At 62.8% G+C, this 18,792-nt stretch carries 17 protein-coding genes; 7 read left to right on the forward strand and 10 right to left on the reverse strand.

Annotated features, from left to right (window positions below; all coding sequences use genetic code 11):
* Positions 1–14 precede the first annotated feature (14 nt).
* Complete coding sequence (locus KEM60_RS06475; protein ID WP_219106710.1) at positions 15–995, reverse strand: alpha-ketoacid dehydrogenase subunit beta; 981 nt, start codon at positions 993–995, stop codon at positions 15–17.
* Complete coding sequence (gene pdhA, locus KEM60_RS06480) at positions 995–2,203, reverse strand: pyruvate dehydrogenase (acetyl-transferring) E1 component subunit alpha (protein ID WP_219106711.1); 1,209 nt, start codon at positions 2,201–2,203, stop codon at positions 995–997. The genes KEM60_RS06475 and pdhA overlap by 1 nt, the downstream gene beginning before the upstream one ends.
* A gap of 280 nt (positions 2,204–2,483) precedes the next feature.
* On the opposite strand from pdhA, the gene KEM60_RS06485 reads away from it, so the two are divergent.
* Positions 2,484–3,080 carry a hypothetical protein gene (locus KEM60_RS06485; RefSeq protein WP_219106712.1) on the forward strand — a complete coding sequence of 199 codons (597 nt, stop codon included), beginning with the start codon at positions 2,484–2,486 and terminating at the stop codon, positions 3,078–3,080.
* Positions 3,081–3,114: 34 nt separating this feature from the next.
* On the opposite strand, the gene KEM60_RS06490 is transcribed toward KEM60_RS06485, so the two are convergent.
* The gene (locus tag KEM60_RS06490; protein WP_219106713.1) at positions 3,115–4,227 is read right to left on the reverse strand and encodes a histidinol-phosphate transaminase; all 1,113 of its coding nucleotides are present in this window, start codon (positions 4,225–4,227) and stop codon (positions 3,115–3,117) included.
* Positions 4,228–4,395: 168 nt separating this feature from the next.
* Here KEM60_RS06490 and KEM60_RS06495 point away from each other — a divergent pair, with 168 nt between their 5' ends.
* Positions 4,396–6,036, forward strand: a complete 1,641-nt coding sequence (locus tag KEM60_RS06495; protein ID WP_219106714.1) for a methyl-accepting chemotaxis protein — start codon at positions 4,396–4,398, stop codon at positions 6,034–6,036.
* 155 nt (positions 6,037–6,191) lie between these two features.
* Here KEM60_RS06495 and KEM60_RS06500 read toward each other — a convergent pair whose 3' ends face one another.
* Both KEM60_RS06500 and KEM60_RS06505 read right to left on the reverse strand, forming a co-directional pair.
* Positions 6,192–9,221 (reverse strand): glycine--tRNA ligase, encoded by a 3,030-nt coding sequence (locus KEM60_RS06500; RefSeq protein ID WP_219106917.1) that lies wholly within the window; start codon positions 9,219–9,221, stop codon positions 6,192–6,194.
* A gap of 321 nt (positions 9,222–9,542) precedes the next feature.
* The gene (locus tag KEM60_RS06505) at positions 9,543–9,746 is read right to left on the reverse strand and encodes a hypothetical protein (protein WP_219106715.1); all 204 of its coding nucleotides are present in this window, start codon (positions 9,744–9,746) and stop codon (positions 9,543–9,545) included.
* A 40-nt stretch (positions 9,747–9,786) separates the two neighbouring features.
* On the opposite strand from KEM60_RS06505, the gene KEM60_RS06510 reads away from it, so the two are divergent.
* The 3 genes from KEM60_RS06510 to def all read left to right on the forward strand — a co-directional run bounded on the left by KEM60_RS06510 (position 9,787) and on the right by def (position 11,941).
* Entirely contained in the window at positions 9,787–10,269 is a 483-nt protein-coding gene (locus KEM60_RS06510; RefSeq protein ID WP_219106716.1) for a hypothetical protein, read from the forward strand.
* 55 nt (positions 10,270–10,324) lie between these two features.
* Positions 10,325–11,092, forward strand: coding sequence for a hypothetical protein (locus KEM60_RS06515; RefSeq protein WP_219106717.1), 768 nt, complete (start codon positions 10,325–10,327; stop codon positions 11,090–11,092).
* Positions 11,093–11,194: 102 nt separating this feature from the next.
* Positions 11,195–11,941, forward strand: coding sequence for a peptide deformylase (gene def / locus KEM60_RS06520; RefSeq protein WP_219106718.1), 747 nt, complete (start codon positions 11,195–11,197; stop codon positions 11,939–11,941).
* A 43-nt stretch (positions 11,942–11,984) separates the two neighbouring features.
* Here the strand turns inward: def and KEM60_RS06525 are convergent, their stop codons facing one another.
* Positions 11,985–12,278: a YciI family protein gene (locus KEM60_RS06525; protein ID WP_219106719.1), complete on the reverse strand. Its 294-nt coding sequence runs from the start codon at positions 12,276–12,278 to the stop codon at positions 11,985–11,987.
* A 104-nt stretch (positions 12,279–12,382) separates the two neighbouring features.
* On the opposite strand from KEM60_RS06525, the gene merB reads away from it, so the two are divergent.
* Positions 12,383–12,982 (forward strand): organomercurial lyase, encoded by a 600-nt coding sequence (merB, locus tag KEM60_RS06530; protein ID WP_219106720.1) that lies wholly within the window; start codon positions 12,383–12,385, stop codon positions 12,980–12,982.
* Positions 12,983–13,015: 33 nt separating this feature from the next.
* Here merB and thpR read toward each other — a convergent pair whose 3' ends face one another.
* The 3 genes from thpR to KEM60_RS06545 are packed head-to-tail and all read right to left on the reverse strand — an operon-like array spanning position 13,016 to position 15,165.
* Positions 13,016–13,606: an RNA 2',3'-cyclic phosphodiesterase gene (thpR, locus tag KEM60_RS06535; protein WP_219106721.1), complete on the reverse strand. Its 591-nt coding sequence runs from the start codon at positions 13,604–13,606 to the stop codon at positions 13,016–13,018.
* A 12-nt stretch (positions 13,607–13,618) separates the two neighbouring features.
* Entirely contained in the window at positions 13,619–14,737 is a 1,119-nt protein-coding gene (locus KEM60_RS06540; protein WP_219106722.1) for a DUF5808 domain-containing protein, read from the reverse strand.
* Positions 14,738–14,775: 38 nt separating this feature from the next.
* The gene (locus KEM60_RS06545; protein ID WP_255574332.1) at positions 14,776–15,165 is read right to left on the reverse strand and encodes a GntR family transcriptional regulator; all 390 of its coding nucleotides are present in this window, start codon (positions 15,163–15,165) and stop codon (positions 14,776–14,778) included.
* An 81-nt stretch (positions 15,166–15,246) separates the two neighbouring features.
* On the opposite strand from KEM60_RS06545, the gene KEM60_RS06550 reads away from it, so the two are divergent.
* Positions 15,247–16,674, forward strand: a complete 1,428-nt coding sequence (locus KEM60_RS06550) for an alpha/beta hydrolase (RefSeq protein ID WP_219106724.1) — start codon at positions 15,247–15,249, stop codon at positions 16,672–16,674.
* 526 nt (positions 16,675–17,200) lie between these two features.
* Here the strand turns inward: KEM60_RS06550 and KEM60_RS06555 are convergent.
* Positions 17,201–18,634 carry a tyrosine phenol-lyase gene (locus KEM60_RS06555; RefSeq protein WP_219106725.1) on the reverse strand — a complete coding sequence of 478 codons (1,434 nt, stop codon included), beginning with the start codon at positions 18,632–18,634 and terminating at the stop codon, positions 17,201–17,203.
* Positions 18,635–18,792: the final 158 nt, after the last annotated feature.

Below are 18,792 nucleotides of genomic sequence, written 5' to 3' on the forward strand. Positions count from 1 at the left end.
GCATCCGGGTGTGGTCAGTAGGCCAGGGCGCGGTCGACGCCGTCGAGTACCCGGTCCAGGTCGGGCAGATGGAATTCTTCGAGTTTGCTCGCCGGGTAGGGGATGGAATAGCCGGTGACCCTGATGACGGGCGATTCGAGGTGGTAGAAGAGCCGTTCGGTGATGTGTGCTGAAATCTCAGCGCCCACCCCCATGAAACGGCTGGCTTCGTGGACGACAACGAGTCGGCCCGTCTTGGCCACGGACGCTTCCAGCGTGCTGTAGTCCAGCGGGTTCAGGCCGCGCAGGTCAATGACTTCGAGGTCCTGACCTTCGTCAGCTGCGGCGTCGGCAGCAGCCAGGCAGGTCTTGACCATCGGTCCGAAGCAGGCCAAGGTGGCGTGACTGCCCTGGCGGAGGACTCGGGCGTCGTACAAGCCGTAGGGTGCTGCGGTGGCGGTCTCGTCGACCTCCATCTTGTCGTGGTAGCGACGTTTTGGTTCGAAGAAGACCACCGGGTCATTGCTGGCAATGGCCTGCTGGATCATCCAGTAAGAATCTTCAGCGTGAGAGCAGGCGACCACTCGCAATCCGGCACTGTGCAGGAAGTAAGCCTCGTTGGATTCACTGTGGTGTTCGACGGCTCCGATCCCGCCGCCACAGGGCATCCGGATCACCATGGGGAGTTCAATATGCCCTTGAGAGCGGTTGCGCATCTTCGCGACTTGGCTGGTGATGTGGTCGAACGCCGGATAGACAAAGCCGTCGAATTGGATTTCGACGACAGGTCGATATCCGCGCATAGCGAGACCGATCGCGGTGCCCACAATTCCGGATTCGGCAAGGGGGGTATCGATGACTCGGCTTTCGCCGAATTCTCGTTGCAGGCCTTCAGTGACGCGGAAGACACCGCCGAGACGGCCGACGTCCTCGCCCATGACGAGGACTTTCGGGTCAGCGGCCATGGCGCGGCGCAATCCAGCAGTGATGCCCTTGGCCAGAGTCAGCTTGGTCATCAGGCGTCCTGCCCTTCGAATCCGGCCTGGTAAGCGAGGAATTCAGCACGTTCGGCCGCGAGACCTGGGTGCTCTTCGCCGTAGACATGATCAAACATGTCAGTAGATGGCGGATCAGGCAGAGCTTGTACGGCGCTGCGGATTGTCGCGGCGAACGCGTCAGCTTCGTGATCGACCTCGTCAAAGAACGCGGGTTCTGTGTTGCCGCGAGCCACCAGATGGGTCCGAACCCGCTCGATAGGGTCGCGTTCGCGCCAGAGTTCTACCTCCGCGGGGTCGCGATATTTAGTGGGGTCATCACTCGTGGTGTGGGCCCCCATCCGGTAAGTGAAGGCCTCAATGAGGAAGGGTCCTTTGCCGGACCGGGCATGTTCAAGGGCCGCGGTGGCCACGGCGTACACCGCAACGACATCGTTCCCGTCGACTCGGACACCGGGGAATCCAAATCCGCGGGCACGCTGATACAGCGGGATGCGGGTGTGGGTTTCGTTAGGCTCAGAGATGGCCCACTGATTGTTCTGGCAAAAAAACACCACTGGGCATTGGTTGACGGCGGCGAAAACGAACGCCTCGTTGATATCGCCTTGAGCAGTGGCGCCATCACCGAAGAACGCGACAACGGCAGTGTCCCGTTCCGGATCGCCCGTGGCGACGTCACCGTCGCGTTGCACACCCATCGCATAACCCACCGCGTGGAGGGCTTGGTTGCCGATGACGATGGTGTACAGGTGGAAATTGTGATCATGGGGGTCCCAGCCACCAAGGCTAGTCCCGCGATACATCCCAAAAACAGCGAGCGGGTCGACACCGCGACAATAGGCCACGCCGTGCTCACGGTATCCAGGGAAGGCGTAATCCTGCGCCGCCATCGCCCGGCCGATACCAATCTGGGCCGCTTCCTGCCCGAGCAACCCTGGCCACAAACCCAACTCACCCTGCCGCTGCAGAGCGGTCCCTTCTTGATCCATCCGCCGAATGAGCACCATGTCGCGGTACAGCGACTGGGCGTCCTCATCGGTCATGGCGTCCACGATCGGGTCATATGACAGATTGACGTCGTTACGGATCCGCAGACCGTCTTGATCAATAAACCGAATCGTCTCCGGTCCACCGTCATGCATGAGATGGGGAGCACCGACAGTGGACTCGTGGTGGTCGACCCCGGAAAAGTCACCACCAAACGCCTGATGCACTTCAGATTCACTCATGGGCACTCCTTTGTACCTCGGGTGTCGGGCACCGGGGGTGACCAGGCCCGTCTGGGTCCTCAGACCACCAGGTGTGCAGTCTGGGACGGTCGCCCCCCCTGGGTGTGGGTGAGGGGCGTTTCCCGGTCACCGTACCGGACGCTTCATCGTGGCACGAACCGCATCTCCACCTCCGGCCGCCCCCGCCGTATCGCCCGAATAGTCCTGTGCCCCCTCGCAGGTGACGACAGCCTCCTGGTCTGACGTTCAGGTCAGGAGCATCTCGGCCGATGGGAGGGGCATGACAGCTGATCGGTTCGCGGGGGTGCACCGTCCGCGTCCGGTCGGCGCTCGTGGGACGTGGCGCCTGACGGCGTCGGCAGTGTGCACCGGCATGGCCCTGGTGCTCTGGTTAGCGGTGCTCTCCGCAGTGGGAGGCGCCGCCTCAATAGCAGATCGTCCCGGGTTCGATGCGCATGTGGTGTCATGTCCGCAGCCGGGGGGTACAGGCGGCAGATGTCTGGTCCGCGTCACCCGGGACGATCATCCAGTGATCGTCCCGGTGGAATCCGTCGGTCTGTGGTCATTGCGGGTCGGCGATGACCTGACCGTGGTGATGCCCGACGACGACAGCGCCCGCATCGCTGGAGTCGCCCCCTGGATATACGTCGGAGTGCTCTTAGCGTTAGCGGTGGCCATGACCGTGACATCGTTGCGATGGTGGCGCCGCCTCGTCGACTCGGATGCCGACGCTGCTCGAGATGACATGGCCCGGCGACATGCCGAAGCGGTACAGCGGCGGATCATCAGGGCCGGACAGATGGCGCATCCATCTCAGCTGTCACCAGGCGCCACAGGACACCGGCCACACCGAGGTGAGCAGCGCCGTACCGGGTAAGCCCACGACCGGCGAGGACGCTCGCCTCGTCGGATCAGTGACGATACCCACGACGAGAGACATGCGGCTCAAGCGCCGCGATCAACGCGTCATTCGCCTCTGCCGAGTCAATAGAGCAGCGGATTCCTTCCCCGCTGAACGCCCGCACTGAAATGCCTTCTTGCCCCAGAGCGGCAGCAATAGCGTCGGTGCGCTCGCCGGTGGCGAGCCACACAAAGTTCCCTTGCGCGTCAGGCAGGTTCCATCCTTGGTCGGTGAGTGCAGTGACCACTCGAGACCGTTCAGCCGTGAGATGACCCACCCGAATGTTCAGCGCATCAGCGGCGTCGAGGCTAGCCAGCGCTGCTTCGTGGGCGATGTGGTTGACCCCAAAGGGCACAGCGGTCTTGCGGATCGCGGTGGAGATCGGGGCGTGCGCGACGCCGTACCCGACCCGTAGGCCAGCCAATCCGTAGGCTTTGCTGAAGGTGCGCATCACCATGACGTTGGGGTGGTCGCGGTAGAGGTCGATGCCGTGCACCGCGTCAGGGTCGCGGACAAACTCGTGGTAGGCCTCGTCAACCACGACAAGGACGTCCTCGGGGACGGTGTCGAGGAAATCGACCATCGCGTCCCGGCTGACGGCGGGGCCGGTGGGGTTATTGGGTGTGCAGACGAGGATGACCCTGGTCCGGGGGCCGATGGCGGCAGCCATGGCGGCCAAGTCGTGGCGGGCGTGGTCATCGAGGGGGACCTGGACTGAGCGTGCCCCAGTCAGACCGACCATGATCGGGTAGGCCTCGAAGCTGCGCCAGGCATAGACCACTTCGTCGTCGGCCTCACAGAGGGCGAGCAGGGTTTGTTGAAGGACCCCTGATGATCCGGTGCCGATGATCACGTCGTCAGCGGGCACGCCACATTCCACGGCGAGTCGTTCGATCAAAGCGGTACTGAACATGTCGGGGTATCGGTTGGCTTGGGCGGCAGCAGCTTGCGCCCGATCAAGGACCCCGGGGAGCGGTGGGTAGGGGTTTTCGTTGCTGCTCATCTTGTACGCCGGGGCGCCTGGTCGGGCTTGCGGTGCTGATCCTGGTTTATAGGCAGGGATCGACTTCAGTGCCGCTCGGGTGGGGACGTTCACGGACATCGGGATGTCGACCTCGCTCATAGTGGCCACTGTAGGCGTAGCTGGGGGCGCTATGTGGACCGGCTGGGATCCGATGGGTGGCAGGACTCTTCCGCTCGGCGCGAGCTGGGGGTGTGGGCTCAGGCAGGGCGCGGCTGGGTCGATAGGCCACCGAATGCCCTGCCCCTTCTGCGGTTCACGAGGAGAAGCATGCCCCTCTCACGTCTACGCCGCCCTGGTGAGTCTCGGATTGGTGTCCGGGGAAAGATCCTGTGTGTGGGTGCCATTGGTCTGTTGGGGGCCGGGGCGATGGGGGGCGCCGCCGTACTGAATGTCGCGGAGATGCGCGATGCCAACGACGAACTGGGTCGGTTGCAGGCTCTGTCGTACGCCGTGGAAGAAGTACGTTTCGGGAACTCCGATACGAACGGTTGGCAAGGTTTCTACGCATGGCATACCCGGTTAGGTGACCAGGTGGAGGCGGTGACGGCCTCCCCCAAGTCGAACCGTGAGGGTTTTGAGCAGGCCGCGAAGGACACCCAAGCCAAATTTGATGCCATGGACACCTCAGCGATGACGGCGGGAGAACTGGCGTCGTTCCAGACGATGAAGAAGAACTGGTCGGAATTTTTAGCTGGTGACACCGCTGCGGTGAAAGCCTTCCGGACCGGCACCCCGGCTGGTTTGGAGGAGGGCACCAAGATCATCGACGACGGAGTGTGTGTCACTGCTTACGAGGCAGCTGACAAGGCGGGTCAAGAGTTGAACACCTCGGTGTTGCGCCGGGTCGAGGACCAGAAACGGGCGGCAACGGCGGTCGCCGACCGGGCGGTCCAGTTGACGGCCGCGGCACTGGCGGTGCTGGCACTGCTGATCGTGGCGGTGGCGATCCTGGTGTCACGGCGCATGCTGCACGGCATCCGGGCCGTGCAAGCCAGCGTCGATGCGTTGGGACGCGGCGACCTGACTGTGCCCAGCGTGGCGACGTCGTCCGACGAGATTGGCTTGATGGCGGAGGCGACGGAGCGGGCCCGGCTATCGGTGCGGGAGGTCATCAGCGCGGTACAGGCTGCATCAAAGCATGTGGATCATGCCTCGACGGACTTGTCGCAGGTCTCGACCGGGCTGCATGAGTCGGCAGACACCACCAGGGTGCGCCTGGAGGAGGTCGCTGAGGTGGCAGGAATGGTCAACATGACGGTGGATACCGTAGCTGCGGGGACGGAAGAGATGACTGCATCGATCCGGGCGATCGCGGATAACGCCAACAGTGCAGCTCAGGTCGCGGGAAGCGCAGTCCAGGCGGCAGTGCACACTCATGAGACAGTCGGGAAGTTGGGGGTATCTAGCGCAGAGATCGGCGACGTCATCAAGGTGATTGGGCAAATCGCTGGGCAGACCAACCTGCTGGCGCTGAATGCGACGATCGAGGCGGCTCGCGCCGGTGAATCTGGGAAGGGTTTCGCGGTGGTCGCGAACGAGGTCAAGGAGTTGGCGCAGGAGACCAGCACCGCCACCGAGGAGATCACCTCCAAGATTGCTGCGATTCAAGCCGACAGCTATAACGCGGTGGCGGCGATCTCGCAGATTCAGGCGATTATCACCACCATCAATGACACCCAGACCATGATCGCTGCTGCGGTGGATGAGCAGACGTCCACGACAAACGAAATGGGCAGCAATGCCGCTGCGGCAGCGCACCGCACTGGCGCGATCGCTGATCGGGTGCGTGACGCGGTGGAATCGGCGGCAGCGTCAGCCTCCGCCGCGGAACGCACGGCTGCGGCCTCTGCGGAGTTGTCCGAGAGCGCTGGTGAGTTGCGCACGTTGGTGGGGCGCTTCCAGCTCTGATGCGGTGCGTGTGCCGGGGAGGAGGAGGGCGTCAATGTCCTCCCCGGCGCACTGTCAGACCGCCGCCCGCAGGTGTCCGGGCGAACCCAAGGATAGTATCGCGAATCTCTCGCAATAAGAAAGAGATTCGCGATAGGTCACGGGCGATGCACGCGTCAGAACAGGGTGCCTAACGTGGTGTCCAACACCCGCCAGTCGATACCCGCCGGAGCCGTCGCCGCCACCGCAGCCAAAACACCCAGCCGGGATGCCTTCACCGCCGGATCCTTCGCCATCACCAAGATGTCCTCGAAGAACACATTCACCGGCTTCACCACGGATTGAGCCGCCTGCGCATACAAAGCCACATCAGCGCCCGCGTCGGCTGGCATCGCCTCAAGGGCTTCCCGCAACGCCACCTCCGCTGGCTCGACCAGCAACGCCGCATCGTACGTCGCCGACGTACCAGCAGGAACGATCCGGTCGATGCGCTGCAAAGCCGCCACCAACGCCCGGAACTCGGCATCCCCGGACAAGCCATCCAGCGCCGCCAGCGTCCTCATCACGCCCCGAGGCGCCCCAGCCCCCGGCAGGATCGTCTGCACCATGCCAGCGCTGACACCCTCATCACGCAACAACTGCGCGAACCGGGCCGTGGTGAACTCCTCAGCTGCGTCGATCGCCGTATCGGCCACCTCCACACCGTGCTCACGCAACCGCGTCGCGGCCGCAGACAGCCCGTCGCGCACCGTCAACGCCGACAGGTCGTCGCGGTCCCGCATGATCCGCAACACCCCCAACGCCGCCCGCCGCAGGCCATACGGGTCAGAAGATCCCGTCGGTTTAGCACCCAAGGCAAACATCGCCATCACCAGGTCAAACCGGTCAGCCAACGCGAGCAAGGCGCCCGGGAGGGAGCGCGGGAGTTCATCAGCCTGGGTGTGCGGCTGCTCCATCTCATAGAGAGCCGCAGCCACCTGTGGGGTCTCCCCCATCCGCACGGCATATTCCTGGGCGACAAAGCCAGCCAGCGAGCTCATCTCCACGACCATCTGCGTGGCCAGGTCAAACTTGGCGATCTGGCCCGCCCGGGACAACGTGGCCGCCTCAGCCTCATCCAGACCTGCGCCCCGCGAGGACACCACGTCAGCCAAGGCGTGCGCGACGTCCTTGATCCGCCGAGACCGCTCCCCAATCGAACCCAATCGATTCTCGAAGGTGAGTTTTTCCAGTCCAGGCACAAATGTCTCGACCGAGTCAGTCCGCAGATCCGCATTCCAGAAGAAGAGCGCATCCTCGTATCGAGCCCGCAGCACCGACTCGTTGCCCCGCCGTACGACGGCGTCATCACAGTCGCCATTGGCCATGGTCACGAAATACGGCATCAGCCGACCATCAGCAGCTCGCACCGGCAGATACCGCTGATGCTTCCGCATCACGGTGACCAAGATGCGCTCCGGCAATTCCAGATAGCGCTCGTCAAACGAACCGATGATGCCGTGGGGCTGCTCCACAAGATGGGTGATCTCGTCAATGACCGCGCTTTCTGCGGCAACGTCGATCCGCCCATTGACACCAGCTGCTAATGCCACAGCCTGGTCCACTACAGCGGCCCGACGGTCCTCACCAGACAGCACGATTCCAGCATCGCGCAGCACCCCGGTCAGCTCGTCAGCCGACGCGACCTGCGGGTGCGGCTCCGCAGCGCCACGCAGCACGTACGTCGTACGGCCAGCGGTGAGCGCAGACACACGCACCGGCACGACCACCGGACCCCACAGCGCGACCAGCCACCGGACGGCGCGCGAAAAACTCAACTCAGGGTCGGACCAGCGCATGTTTTTTTCGGCACGCAACCCGGCGACCACATCAGCGATCACCTCAGAGAGCACGTCCAACGCCGGACGACCGGCCTGGGCCACCTCGACGACAGCGTGCTCGTTGCCACCGATTTCTGCCTTGACGACCTGGTCCAAGGTGGCTTTCTGCCCACGCACAAACCCTTCAAGGGCCCGGGTGGGTGTGCCGTCAGCAGCAAAAGCTGCCTGCCATTTGGGTCCCTTGATCTGGCGAGTCGCGTCGGGCTCCTCCGCGGCCACCTCAGCGACGACCGCGACGATACGACGAGGCGTGCCATCGACGTGGATCGCCCCATGCGCCAGCCGGGTGGCAGCCAACTTGTCTGTCAACGCCACCCGGACCTGATCAATGGTGTCGAGGACGACATGCGGGGGCAACTCTTCCAAGCCGATCTCCACCGCGAGGGTCTGCGCGCTGGTCGGCAGCGACCCCTCATGATGCGGGGCAGCAGCGATCGTCGGAGCTTCCTCAGCCCGCATCAACGGCAGACCCAGCTCCTCACGTCGCTCGATCCACAACGTGGCGGTATCCCGCATCAGTCGGCGCATCGTCGCAAACGCTTTAGCCCGCTCCGTGGTAGAGATCGCTCCGCGGGAGTCGAGCACGTTGAAGGCATGGCTGCACTTGAGGATAAAACTGTGCGCAGGCAACGGCAGCCGGGCTTCGACCATCCGCGTCGCTTCGGCAACATACGCGGCAAACAAGTTACGGCTGGTCTCCACGTCGGCATCGTCGAGGTAATACCGACTCATCTCATATTCGTTCTGACCGAACGCCTCGCCATAACTGATGACCGAACCATCCGCCTTCGTCGCATACGCGATGTCCGCGAAGTGGTTCACCCCCTGAACCGCCATCAGGATGCGTTCCATGCCGTAGGTCAATTCCACCGGGATCGGGTCCAAGTTGTGGCCGCCGACCTGCTGGAAGTAGGTGAACTGAGTGATCTCCATCCCGTCCAGCCAGACCTCCCAGCCCAAGCCCCATGCCCCGATGGCTGGCTGAGCCCAGTTGTCCTCGACGAATCGGACATCATGTGCGGCCAAGTCAATGCCGAGTGCTTCAAGACTTCCCAGATAGAGCTCTTGCGGATTTCCGGGCTCGGGCTTCAAGATGACCTGGAACTGGGTGTGCATCTGCAACCGGTTGGGGTTTTCCCCGTAGCGGCTGTCGTCCGGACGCACTGACGGCTCAACATAGGCGACGTCCCAGGGCTCGGGACCCAGCACCCGCAGCACAGTGGCAGGGTTCATGGTCCCCGCACCGACCTCGGTGTTGAATGGCTGCACCGTCAGGCAGCCCTTGTCGTTCCAGTAGTCGGCCAGTTTTCGCAGCGCGTCTTGCATCGTCAGCACGAGTTCAAGGCTACTGGGCGGACGTTGAGACAACGACATCTGTGTGCCCTCGGCCACCGAAGCAGCTACGAAGGCAGCGACACAGCAGCAGGGAGCGGTCTGCGGAGCACAGAGCAGGGGTGCCGAAGGGCGGACCGTCACGGACGAATCGCGGACACTATACGACTGACGACTGACCTCTCACCTACCCTGGTTGACGATTCACTCGAATGGACATTCTGCGACGAAAGCATCATTCATCACAGAGCGGACGTTCACTCAGATCGAGCAGGGGGCGATGTACGGCGTGGCAGGCGTTCGACGGTCAGCGGCTCAGGCCGCTTCACTCATGGTGATTCTCAGTGCTGTGGCGGGATGCGGGCAGTCCTCAGTGACAGCCACACTTCCTTCGTCAGGTCCAGCATCAACCTCTGCGAGGAACCCGGCATCATCGGCACCCAACGACGCGGAATCCACGGCAATCCTACTGACCGCTGCGATAGTCAACGCAGAGAAAGCTAGCTCAGTTCGATTCAAAGGGCATCTCAACATTGAGGGCCGGCGACTGGACGTCGATATGGCAAGCACCATGGATGGCTCCTCGCGGCACTACATCCTCCACGGCGCGCCTGAAGGACCATTCGATCTCATTACTGCCTCTGGTAAGACCTGGATCAAGGGCCTGGACAGGGGGTTCCTCTCGAAGACCGGGTTGCCCGCAGACAGTTTCGGCAAATACGTCCTACTTGACGTCAAACCGGGCGGCGGCCCAGTACGTATCACTCCGGCAAAATTCTTCGAAGATTTCTCCTCATTGAAGCGACTCTCCTCCCGAGAGAAGGAGGCTTTGAGGAGCAAGTTGATAGTCAACGGCGATTCTATGTTCTGGGAAATTGATACCGCCTTCAGAAAGGGAATCAGCATTAGAATATCCGGTGATGGTAAAAATCTCATCACCAAAATGGAAGGTGATGACTTCGGCAGCCTCACCTTCACTGACTGGAATGCAGTTCCACTGACATCCCCACCTCCTGCCTCTGAAATTTACCGAGAATCATAATTCTCATTCATCTCAGCGCCACCTTTTCATTCATCTCAGCACCACCTGGGGAGCCATGAAACACCGTCCACCTATCTTTGCCACCGCCGTCACAGCACTCTGCTTGGCCCTCACCGGCTGCAGCTCCACTGCCGAAGGAACACTCCCTGGCGCCGACTCCGCTGACACCGGGAAGTCATCGTCCACGAAGCCCTCAGCCGACAATACTGGGGCAGCGCAAAAGACCGGGAATCCCGCAAATCCTCGCGAACTTCTCGAAGCAGCAATATCTAATGCCAAAAAGGCTTCTTCCGTCAAAGTGTCGCAGTACGACAAAGACGGCTCCTATGCCACCGCCACAGGGAAGTTAGATTCAAGTAATTTTGAGACAACTGTTCGCATCTCCGGATCTTATTCCTTTAAAATCATGAAGGTCGATGACACCACCTGGCTACAGCCGCGAGATGACAAAACGATCGATGAATTGGGACTCCCCAAGGCAGCTCTCTTCAAATACGTCGAACTCAAGAAATCAGCCGCCAATAAGTTCAACGAGAACAGCCCTCAAAATTTCTTAAATAAGAGCCTCGACATGCTCGAAAAGGCCAAGGATATCCCGATCGAGGATGCGACCAAAGTGGAAACCATGGGTGATCCATCAAAGTCCTACTGGCGCGTGATGATCAAATCAAATAGTAAGTATGCCCTCGTTCGCATCTCGGCTGACGGAAAAAACAACTTGCTGGCAGTGTCTGGCTTTAGCGATAGCCAGTTTGACTTTGAGAAGTGGGACTCAATCACATCTATCTCCGGTCCTGAAGGCCAAGACAAGCTATCAGCCTGACCGATCATCCTCGCCGGGTGATGAGGCGCAGAGGGGCACCCCCGGCACAGGACACCGATGCCAGTGACACCCCCGTCAGTCCACCTCGGCGATGATGGGGGCATGGCTTCCACGCACGGTTCTTTCGGCTCCCTCGGTTCCTTCGGGCGCAGCATGCCCTCCACCACTGTGGCACCGCCTGATCGGCGGCCCCGGATCGACGGGATTCCCGTTGACCGGTTGCCCGATGTCATCGCAGAAATGCGCCGAGGACAACGGCGCCGTATCACCGTGGTGGGTGAGGATGTCCTGGCGAACCCGTGCCTGGATGTCACCGAATTCGGCACCCCGGAGCTGCGGGCCTTGATCGACGACATGTACGCAACCATGGCATGCGCCCATGGAGTCGGTTTGGCTGCCAACCAGATCGGCGTGAATCGTCGGATTTTTGTCTTTGACTGCGAAGACGCCTATGGCGTCCGGCACGTCGGGCATGTCGTCAACCCTGTGGTCGTCAGCAGCGACACACGCACCGGGAAGGACAGCGACGACGAAGGGTGCTTGTCCGTGCCAGGCCCCGTGGCAGCAGTCACCCGGACCAAAACCGCCGTCGTGCACGGCGTGGACATGTACGGCAAGCCGGTGGTCGTGGAAGGGACCGGCACCTTGGCGAGATGCCTGCAACACGAATGCGACCACTTAGACGGCAAGCTCTATATCGATCGGATCTCCGGCCGGGAACGCAAACGCGTATTGCGAGACATGGAGGAGCAGAAGGAGACCGCCTGGGCGCATTGGGATGAGCGGGCCACCCATCTGGGCAAGACTGATGTCACGCCAATCCCACCGCCGTACGGCCCCGACTGCTGACCGGCCCTCCGCCGCCGCTACAGCTCAGGTCTGAACTCGAGGATCAGACCTGAGCTGCGAAGACCCCGAGGACTGGATTCCATTGAGTGATGGTGTGCGAAGCGACCAGCCCATCTTTCTGGAAGGGGTCACCAGCCAGGAACGCCGCAACGGCCTCCGCAGAGTCGGCGCTGAAGATCAGCAGCGCTTGATCAGGTGCAGTGTCGACGTACGGGCCGGAAGCTAGCAGCGACCCTGCTTCAACGAGGCTGCCCAGGTAGGCACGATGGGCGGGGCGACCAGCGGCGATGGCGTCGGCGTTGTCGCAGTAGGTGTAGTGCACGGCGTAAATCGACATGCCCCCACCTTAATGAGCTGTCGGCTCGCGGGTGTCGCACTCCGGAAGCATCCAGCCCACCACTGCATTCGAGAACGATTCTCAGATTCGGCTAACCTCAGGCCATGTCTCTCCCCCACCTGCTCGCCGACCGCCTCGATCAGTCCTTCCGCTTCACCAGCCCTGGAGCCGCCCACGGATGGGTCGATATGGCCCGCCGCCTCGCCGCTGGAACCCCGGTCCCCGCCAGTGACCTCACCGCCGAAACCCTCGACCTATGCCGCCGCACCTCCAGCACCCAATGGGACGGTGAGACCGTCACCGGCAGCATCATCACCACCCAACCCACCGACCACCAGATCACCCACCCCGGTGGTCAAGCCTGGACATGGTGCATCTTCGACGCGATGCTCGCCGGGCTCATCCTGCCCGGACCAGTCCACATCACCACGACCTGCGCCACCACCGGACAGCCGTTATGGCTGACCATCAACTCGGGACTCATCACCGGACAGCCCGACACCACCTGGGTCAGCCTGCCCAGCGAGTTCACCGCCGACGGTGACCTTCGCGCCGAATTCTGCTGTCGGGCCCGCATGTGGACCAGCCCCACCGACCGTGACGACGTCGCCTGGCTACGACCCGACGACGCCATGCATACCGTCGCCGTCACCGCCGTCCTCCTCGGGATGATCGACGCCACCGAACTCCCCACCGCCGCCTAGTCCCAGCTAGGCATCACCAAGACGGCGCAGTACTCACCCCACGGGGTAGGTGCCCCACACCTCATATCGGGGACGACGGCCCGGCCCTTGGCCCAGATACGACACGATCAATGACACCTGTTTCGGTTGCCAGGACGGACCGTGATACCCGTCAAGCAATCGCACCCAGCGCGCCACACTCAACGGCCGAGATAGTCGCGCCAACGTCAGATGCGCCCGGAAGCGTTGCCCGTCAACGCGCACCCCGGACGTCGCGAACGCCGTACGACATCGACGGGACAGTGCCGCCAATTCCTCAGCTGCACCCCCCAGCCCGCCCTCCGCACCCACCACGCCAGCCCACCACACGCGTGCCCGATCAGGATCTGGAAAAGCGCCACCACCGGTGACCCGCAACGAAGGCAAAATCGATCGACCAGCCGCATCAGCCAACCGCTCCCCGATATCGTCCAGCAAGAAATCCGGCACCTCAGCAGCAAAAGCACACGTCACATGCCACTGATCCGGCACAGTCCAGCGCCACTCAGCAGGCGCCGCATCCCGACGTACCGCCAGAAAGTCCTCAAGATCCTCCACGACTTCCAGCGGCGGAACCACCGCGGCAAACACTCGAAGTGACGACATCACCACACGCCGTCATCCCGCCAGCAATGGCACCGCCACCGCGGCAGCCGTCACCACGAAAAGACCTCCGAGCAGCAGCATTCCCGCCGGATGACCCACGTTGATCGTGTATCCGATCCCGATGCGTTTCGCCACGAACAGCGCCGGATCATCCCGGTCGCAATAGATCACCCCCCAAATCCAGCTCGCATCATCGTCAACTGATTCCGACCCCGCCAGGGCAGGTACGTCGCCGTTCCGACTGTCCATCACCTCCGGGAGCAGCGGAGTCCTCTCACGCCGAATCTGAGAGACGACCAAGGCCACCACCAACACCACTGACCCCACCACCGGCACAGGCAACAGCGCATCCCACTGCTCCCACATCACCACAGCAGTGCACCCCAGAATCCCGGCCACCGCGACGGACAGCACCCCAAGCACCCGCTGACTAGCGCGCCGATCCCGCAGGTTCTTCGCCTGAGCCACAAGCGCATTGCCGTCGGGGAGCGTCCGAGACGCCCGCGCTGCCACGAAGACGCTCATCGTCAACGTAGTGATCACCACGATCGCAGCCAACGCCGGAAGCATCCACATCGTGGCTGCGCTCTTCGGCTCCCACCTATCGAACTGCGTCAAACTGCTGTGCGTCGCCATCGGGTCCGGCAAATCGGGATAACGCCACACCCCATATCCGCCAGTCGCCGCCACCAGCAGCAGCCCCGCCGCATGCCACCGCCACGCCACCTGCACCGGTGCGGCCTCCCTCGCGACCTGCGACACCGCCGTCGCCGCCCCGTCGTACCACCGCCCCTCCTGCTTGGCCGCCCGCAACGGACACGAGGCCCACCACATCGCCACCACCCCCAGCGCTGGAGTGAGCAGAGTCACCACCGGTACGACGATCAACTCAAGTCGCGCCGCAAGCGCAGGGCTGCCTGCAGTGTCAGCATGAGCGGAACCGGGACGGCTCAGTGACCAGCACGCTAGAAGCGCCAAGAGTTCCACCACAGCGATAACGACGATGATCAGTCGGTAGCGGGTGACTGCATCACGCACCACCGGGTCATCGACCCGGTCGCTGGGGACCCGCACCCCCAAAGGCACGGTGCGGGCGGACAGGTCTGGAACTGCCAGCATGAGTGCGCTCATCATCATGAGCATGGCGGCGGCATACCACCACATCGTTCTCAAGGCCTTTCGTCGAATGAATCGAGGATGTCCCGGCACATATCTTGAACCTGGTCAGCAGTCATTCCTTGGGCGCGGGCCTCAGCGAGGAGGACTCGAAGCCGAGGCCGCCAATCCGCCGCATACGTTTCCCCTGGTGGGCCTGAGTTTCGGTCCCGGATCACATAGGTGCCCGACTTAGCATTGGTGGCGACCAATCCTTCGCTACGCAGCAGGTCATAGCCTTTACTGATGGTGGCAGGATTGACCCCAAAAGCCACGCCAAGTCGTCGTACCGAAGCCAGTCCTTCTCCTTGGGAGAATTGACCGGTAGCGATTCCCTCGACGATGCGGTCGCGCAACTGCTGATATAGCGGCACTGACGCGCAGGGATCGAGAAAGACATCCACGCCAGTCATCTTAATTGTCTTAGAATTAGTAGTACAGATGGCGTGTGATGCCGCCGCACCACACCCACCCAGGAGACCACCATGGCCCGCAGGATCCGACCGCTGCTCGTCCCCCTCGCCGCCGCATGTCTTCTCGTCAGCAGCCCGTACGCCGTACCCGCCCAGGCCGCCGCCACCCAGTCCATCGCGGCAGCCAAACCCTGCCTCGACACTCCCGTCCTCGCCCATACCTATCCCACCTGGCTGGACCGGCCACACCGGGAGCGGCTCTGCGCGCTCACCCTCCGCATCTCCGCTGACCTCGGACGAGGCGACACCCACTTGGCGTACGCCCAACTCACCCCCGAAGCCGCCGCACACACCAGCGAAAAAGACCTCACCGCAAGCTTCCACAGCGTCATCGCCCAGGCAGGCCCCTTGCACGACGTCAGTGGCCTCCGAGTCAGCATGTCCGGAGCGAATCCGATGGTCCACGCCACCATGCGCTACGCGCGCGCCACCTGGATCCTGACCGTTACGCCCAACCAGCAGGACCGCTACAACGGCATCTGGACCCGACCCGCCAACGCCGCCGAACCCATCCCCCTCCCCCCGGCACGCACCGGCCCACACGCTGTCGACCACCCTCGCCGCATCGGCCCCTACCGCCTACGCGCCACCCTGGCCACTCCCCTCCGCCAGCCCGCCCGGGCCGTCGCTCTCATCGTTCCCGGCAGCGGGCCTCACGACCTTGACTGCACCGTCGGCGCCGCCCACAACAAACCATTACGCGACATCGCCGACGGCCTCGCCGCCCAGGGCATCGCCACCCTCCGCGTCGACAAACGGTTCTCGACCTACCCCGACAGCGCCCTACCCACCCACACCATCCGCGACGAAATCCTCGACGACGTCAACGACGCCCTCACCCAGCTGCAGAACGACCCCCAGACTCGGCGCCTGCCGACCTATGTCATCGGACACAGCCTCGGCGGGATGCTGCTACCCACCATCATGGCCACCCATCCCCAGCTCACCGGCGGCATCTCTCTCGCCGGGAGCCTGCGCAGCCTCTGGGACATCATCGCCGACCAAATCACCGCCGTCGTCGAAGCCGACCCCACCCTCACTCCATCCCAACGAGCTGCAAAGATAGCGGCCACCCGAGCCGACGCCGCCACAGCCAACTCCCTCGACGACCCCACCGCCACCACCAAACTGTTCGGCACACAGGCGTCGTACATTGTCAGCCTCAACCGCTTACACCCCGCTGCCACCGCCGCCACGATCAACCGTCCCCTGCTGATCACACAAGGCGGCAAAGACGTCCAGGTCAGCCGCAAAGACTTCGCGTCATGGAAAGACGCCCTCGCCAGGAAACCCCACGTCACCTACCGTGAATTTCCTCAGCTGAACCACTTGTTCATGACCTCACGAGGGCTCGGTGTCGGCGACTACGACCACCCCGGCACCGTCCACCCCGACGTCATTCGCGCCCTGTCGGACTTCATCCACCCCAGCGACAGCTGACACCTCCACATAGCCGCACACTGCGCGGAGATATTCGGGCGATGCGGGCGGGAGGTCACCGTGGACAGTCCACCGTAGCTATCGTCACCAACCACCCTGTCCCGTCGGAGGTATACCGGTCGACGGCGCTCCGTCGGACCTACACAGGTGCCCTGGCGTGTCGCCGACAAACCAAGCGCACCTCTCTGACCTGCGATAACGCCGACGCCCCGATCGAAGAGATAACACGCCAGGGCACCTGTGTACGTCCAACGGGACAACACTCGCCCGCCCACAACGCCACACCACCGACGTCACCGATACCTGCGCCGCCACACCACGACTATCCGCGCAATGACTGTCACCCCCACCAGACGCACGCCAGGCACGACGCCGACGCCATCCGCACCACGTCGCCGACGAATGGCGGGTCCGGTCCCCACAGAGGCCCCACGAGGACCGGACCCTCTCCACCACTCCGTCCCTGGCAGGTTCGTGCCCCTCACCTGCAGTGGTCGAAGTGGAGTTTGCGGGTATCGCTGCAGCGTCAGTGGGTCGCGGCGAGTTCTGGCTCCGCGCTGTCTGCAGTTTCAGCGCCGACCGGGATCGGTTCGAAACGGCTGGTGAAGAAGCGCAGCGTAGGCGATTCGTAGGTGAAGCGCAGGCCGCGGATCTTGTCACGGTTGGCATAGCACTCGATGACGGCGTCAGCGACGACATCCATGTGTCGGTCGGTGTAGACGCGCCGGGGAATGGTCAGACGGACCAGTTCGAGTTTGGGGAAGCGGTCTTTGCCGTCGGTGCCGCGACCGGAGGAGACGTTGCCGCGTTCCATGGAGCGCACCCCCGACTCGACGTACAGTTCGGCGGCGAGTGCCTGCGCTGGATATTCGTCTTGGGGGATGTGTGGCAAGAAGCGGCGGGCGTCGAGGAACACTGCGTGACCGCCGATGGGTTCGACGATCGGGACGCCAGCTTCTTTGAGTCGTTCGCCAAGGTAGCGGACTTGGCCGATGCGGTGGGCGAGGTAGTGGTCGTCGACTGCTTCGCGTAGGCCCACGGCCATCGCTTCGAGGTCACGTCCGGCGAGTCCGCCATACGATGGCATGCCTTCGAAGACGACGACGATTTCGCGAGCGGCGACGAGGATTTTCTCGTCGCGCATGGCGAGGAATCCGCCGATGTTGACCAGGCAGTCTTTCTTGCCGGACATGGTGAGACCGTCAAAGTAGGAGAGCATTTCCTTGACGATTTCGGCGCAGGATTTGTCAGCGTAGCCTTCTTCGCGTTCTTGGATGAAGTAGGCGTTTTCGGCGAGGCGGGTCGCGTCGGACCACATGATGATGTTGTTGTCATCGCACATCGCGCGGATAGCTCGAATGTTTTCCATCGAGACGGGTTGGCCGCCAGCGAGGTTCACGGTGAGCGCCACGTTGATGTAGGCGATCTGGTCGGCGCCGACTTCGTCGATGAGTTTTTGGAATTTCGCGAGGTCGACGTTGCCTTTGAAGGGGTGGTCGGCGCTGGGGTCGTGGGCTTCGTCGATGATGACGTCGTGGAAGGTCGCCCCGGCCATTTCCTGGTGGAGGCGGGTGGTGGTGAAGTACATGTTGCCGGGCACGTGCATGCCAGGGCGGATGAGGATGCGGCTGATGAGGTGTTCAGCGCCGCGCCCTTGGTGGGTGGGGACGACGTAGGGGAAGCCGTAGACCTCTTCGACAGCTTGCTTGAGCAGGTCGAAGGATTTGGCGCCGGCGTAGGCCTCGTCGCCGACCATCATGTGGGCCCATTGGTTGTCGCTCATCGCGGAGGTGCCGGAGTCGGTGAGCAGGTCGATGTAGCAGAGTTTTGAGGGCAGCAGGAAGGTGTTGTAGCCAGCATCCCGGATGGCCTGTTCGCGTTGTTCGCGGGTGGTCATGGTGAGGGGTTCGACGGTCTTGATGCGGTATGGCTCGGCAACTTGCTTGCGGATGAACGACATTGCTACCTCCTGTGACACTTCGTTGGGCACAAGGCGACGCGGCGGTCATGACACGCCCCAGCGTTCGCAATTCGCAAAGGAACTTGCCGCAGTAATGGCACCATTGTCAACAGATTCGACAACTACTAGGCAATTTGTGCACTGATCGCTCGTCCAGA

The sequence above is a fragment of the Austwickia sp. TVS 96-490-7B genome (assembly GCF_019331795.1).
Classification (GTDB): domain Bacteria; phylum Actinomycetota; class Actinomycetes; order Actinomycetales; family Dermatophilaceae; genus Austwickia.

Excerpts from the sequence above, each read along its gene's own strand:
- KEM60_RS06475 (WP_219106710.1), bottom strand. The coding sequence starts at position 995 with ATGACCAAGCTGACTCTGGCCAAGGGCATCACTGCTGGATTGCGCCGC.
- pdhA (WP_219106711.1), bottom strand. The coding sequence starts at position 2,203 with ATGAGTGAATCTGAAGTGCATCAGGCGTTTGGTGGTGACTTTTCCGGG.
- KEM60_RS06485 (WP_219106712.1), top strand. The coding sequence starts at position 2,484 with ATGACAGCTGATCGGTTCGCGGGGGTGCACCGTCCGCGTCCGGTCGGC.
- KEM60_RS06490 (WP_219106713.1), bottom strand. The coding sequence starts at position 4,227 with ATGAGCGAGGTCGACATCCCGATGTCCGTGAACGTCCCCACCCGAGCG.
- KEM60_RS06495 (WP_219106714.1), top strand. The coding sequence starts at position 4,396 with ATGCCCCTCTCACGTCTACGCCGCCCTGGTGAGTCTCGGATTGGTGTC.
- KEM60_RS06500 (WP_219106917.1), bottom strand. The coding sequence starts at position 9,221 with ATGCAAGACGCGCTGCGAAAACTGGCCGACTACTGGAACGACAAGGGC.
- KEM60_RS06510 (WP_219106716.1), top strand. The coding sequence starts at position 9,787 with ATGGCAAGCACCATGGATGGCTCCTCGCGGCACTACATCCTCCACGGC.
- KEM60_RS06515 (WP_219106717.1), top strand. The coding sequence starts at position 10,325 with ATGAAACACCGTCCACCTATCTTTGCCACCGCCGTCACAGCACTCTGC.
- def (WP_219106718.1), top strand. The coding sequence starts at position 11,195 with ATGGCTTCCACGCACGGTTCTTTCGGCTCCCTCGGTTCCTTCGGGCGC.
- KEM60_RS06525 (WP_219106719.1), bottom strand. The coding sequence starts at position 12,278 with ATGTCGATTTACGCCGTGCACTACACCTACTGCGACAACGCCGACGCC.
- merB (WP_219106720.1), top strand. The coding sequence starts at position 12,383 with ATGTCTCTCCCCCACCTGCTCGCCGACCGCCTCGATCAGTCCTTCCGC.
- thpR (WP_219106721.1), bottom strand. The coding sequence starts at position 13,606 with ATGTCGTCACTTCGAGTGTTTGCCGCGGTGGTTCCGCCGCTGGAAGTC.
- KEM60_RS06540 (WP_219106722.1), bottom strand. The coding sequence starts at position 14,737 with ATGAGCGCACTCATGCTGGCAGTTCCAGACCTGTCCGCCCGCACCGTG.
- KEM60_RS06550 (WP_219106724.1), top strand. The coding sequence starts at position 15,247 with ATGGCCCGCAGGATCCGACCGCTGCTCGTCCCCCTCGCCGCCGCATGT.
- KEM60_RS06555 (WP_219106725.1), bottom strand. The coding sequence starts at position 18,634 with ATGTCGTTCATCCGCAAGCAAGTTGCCGAGCCATACCGCATCAAGACC.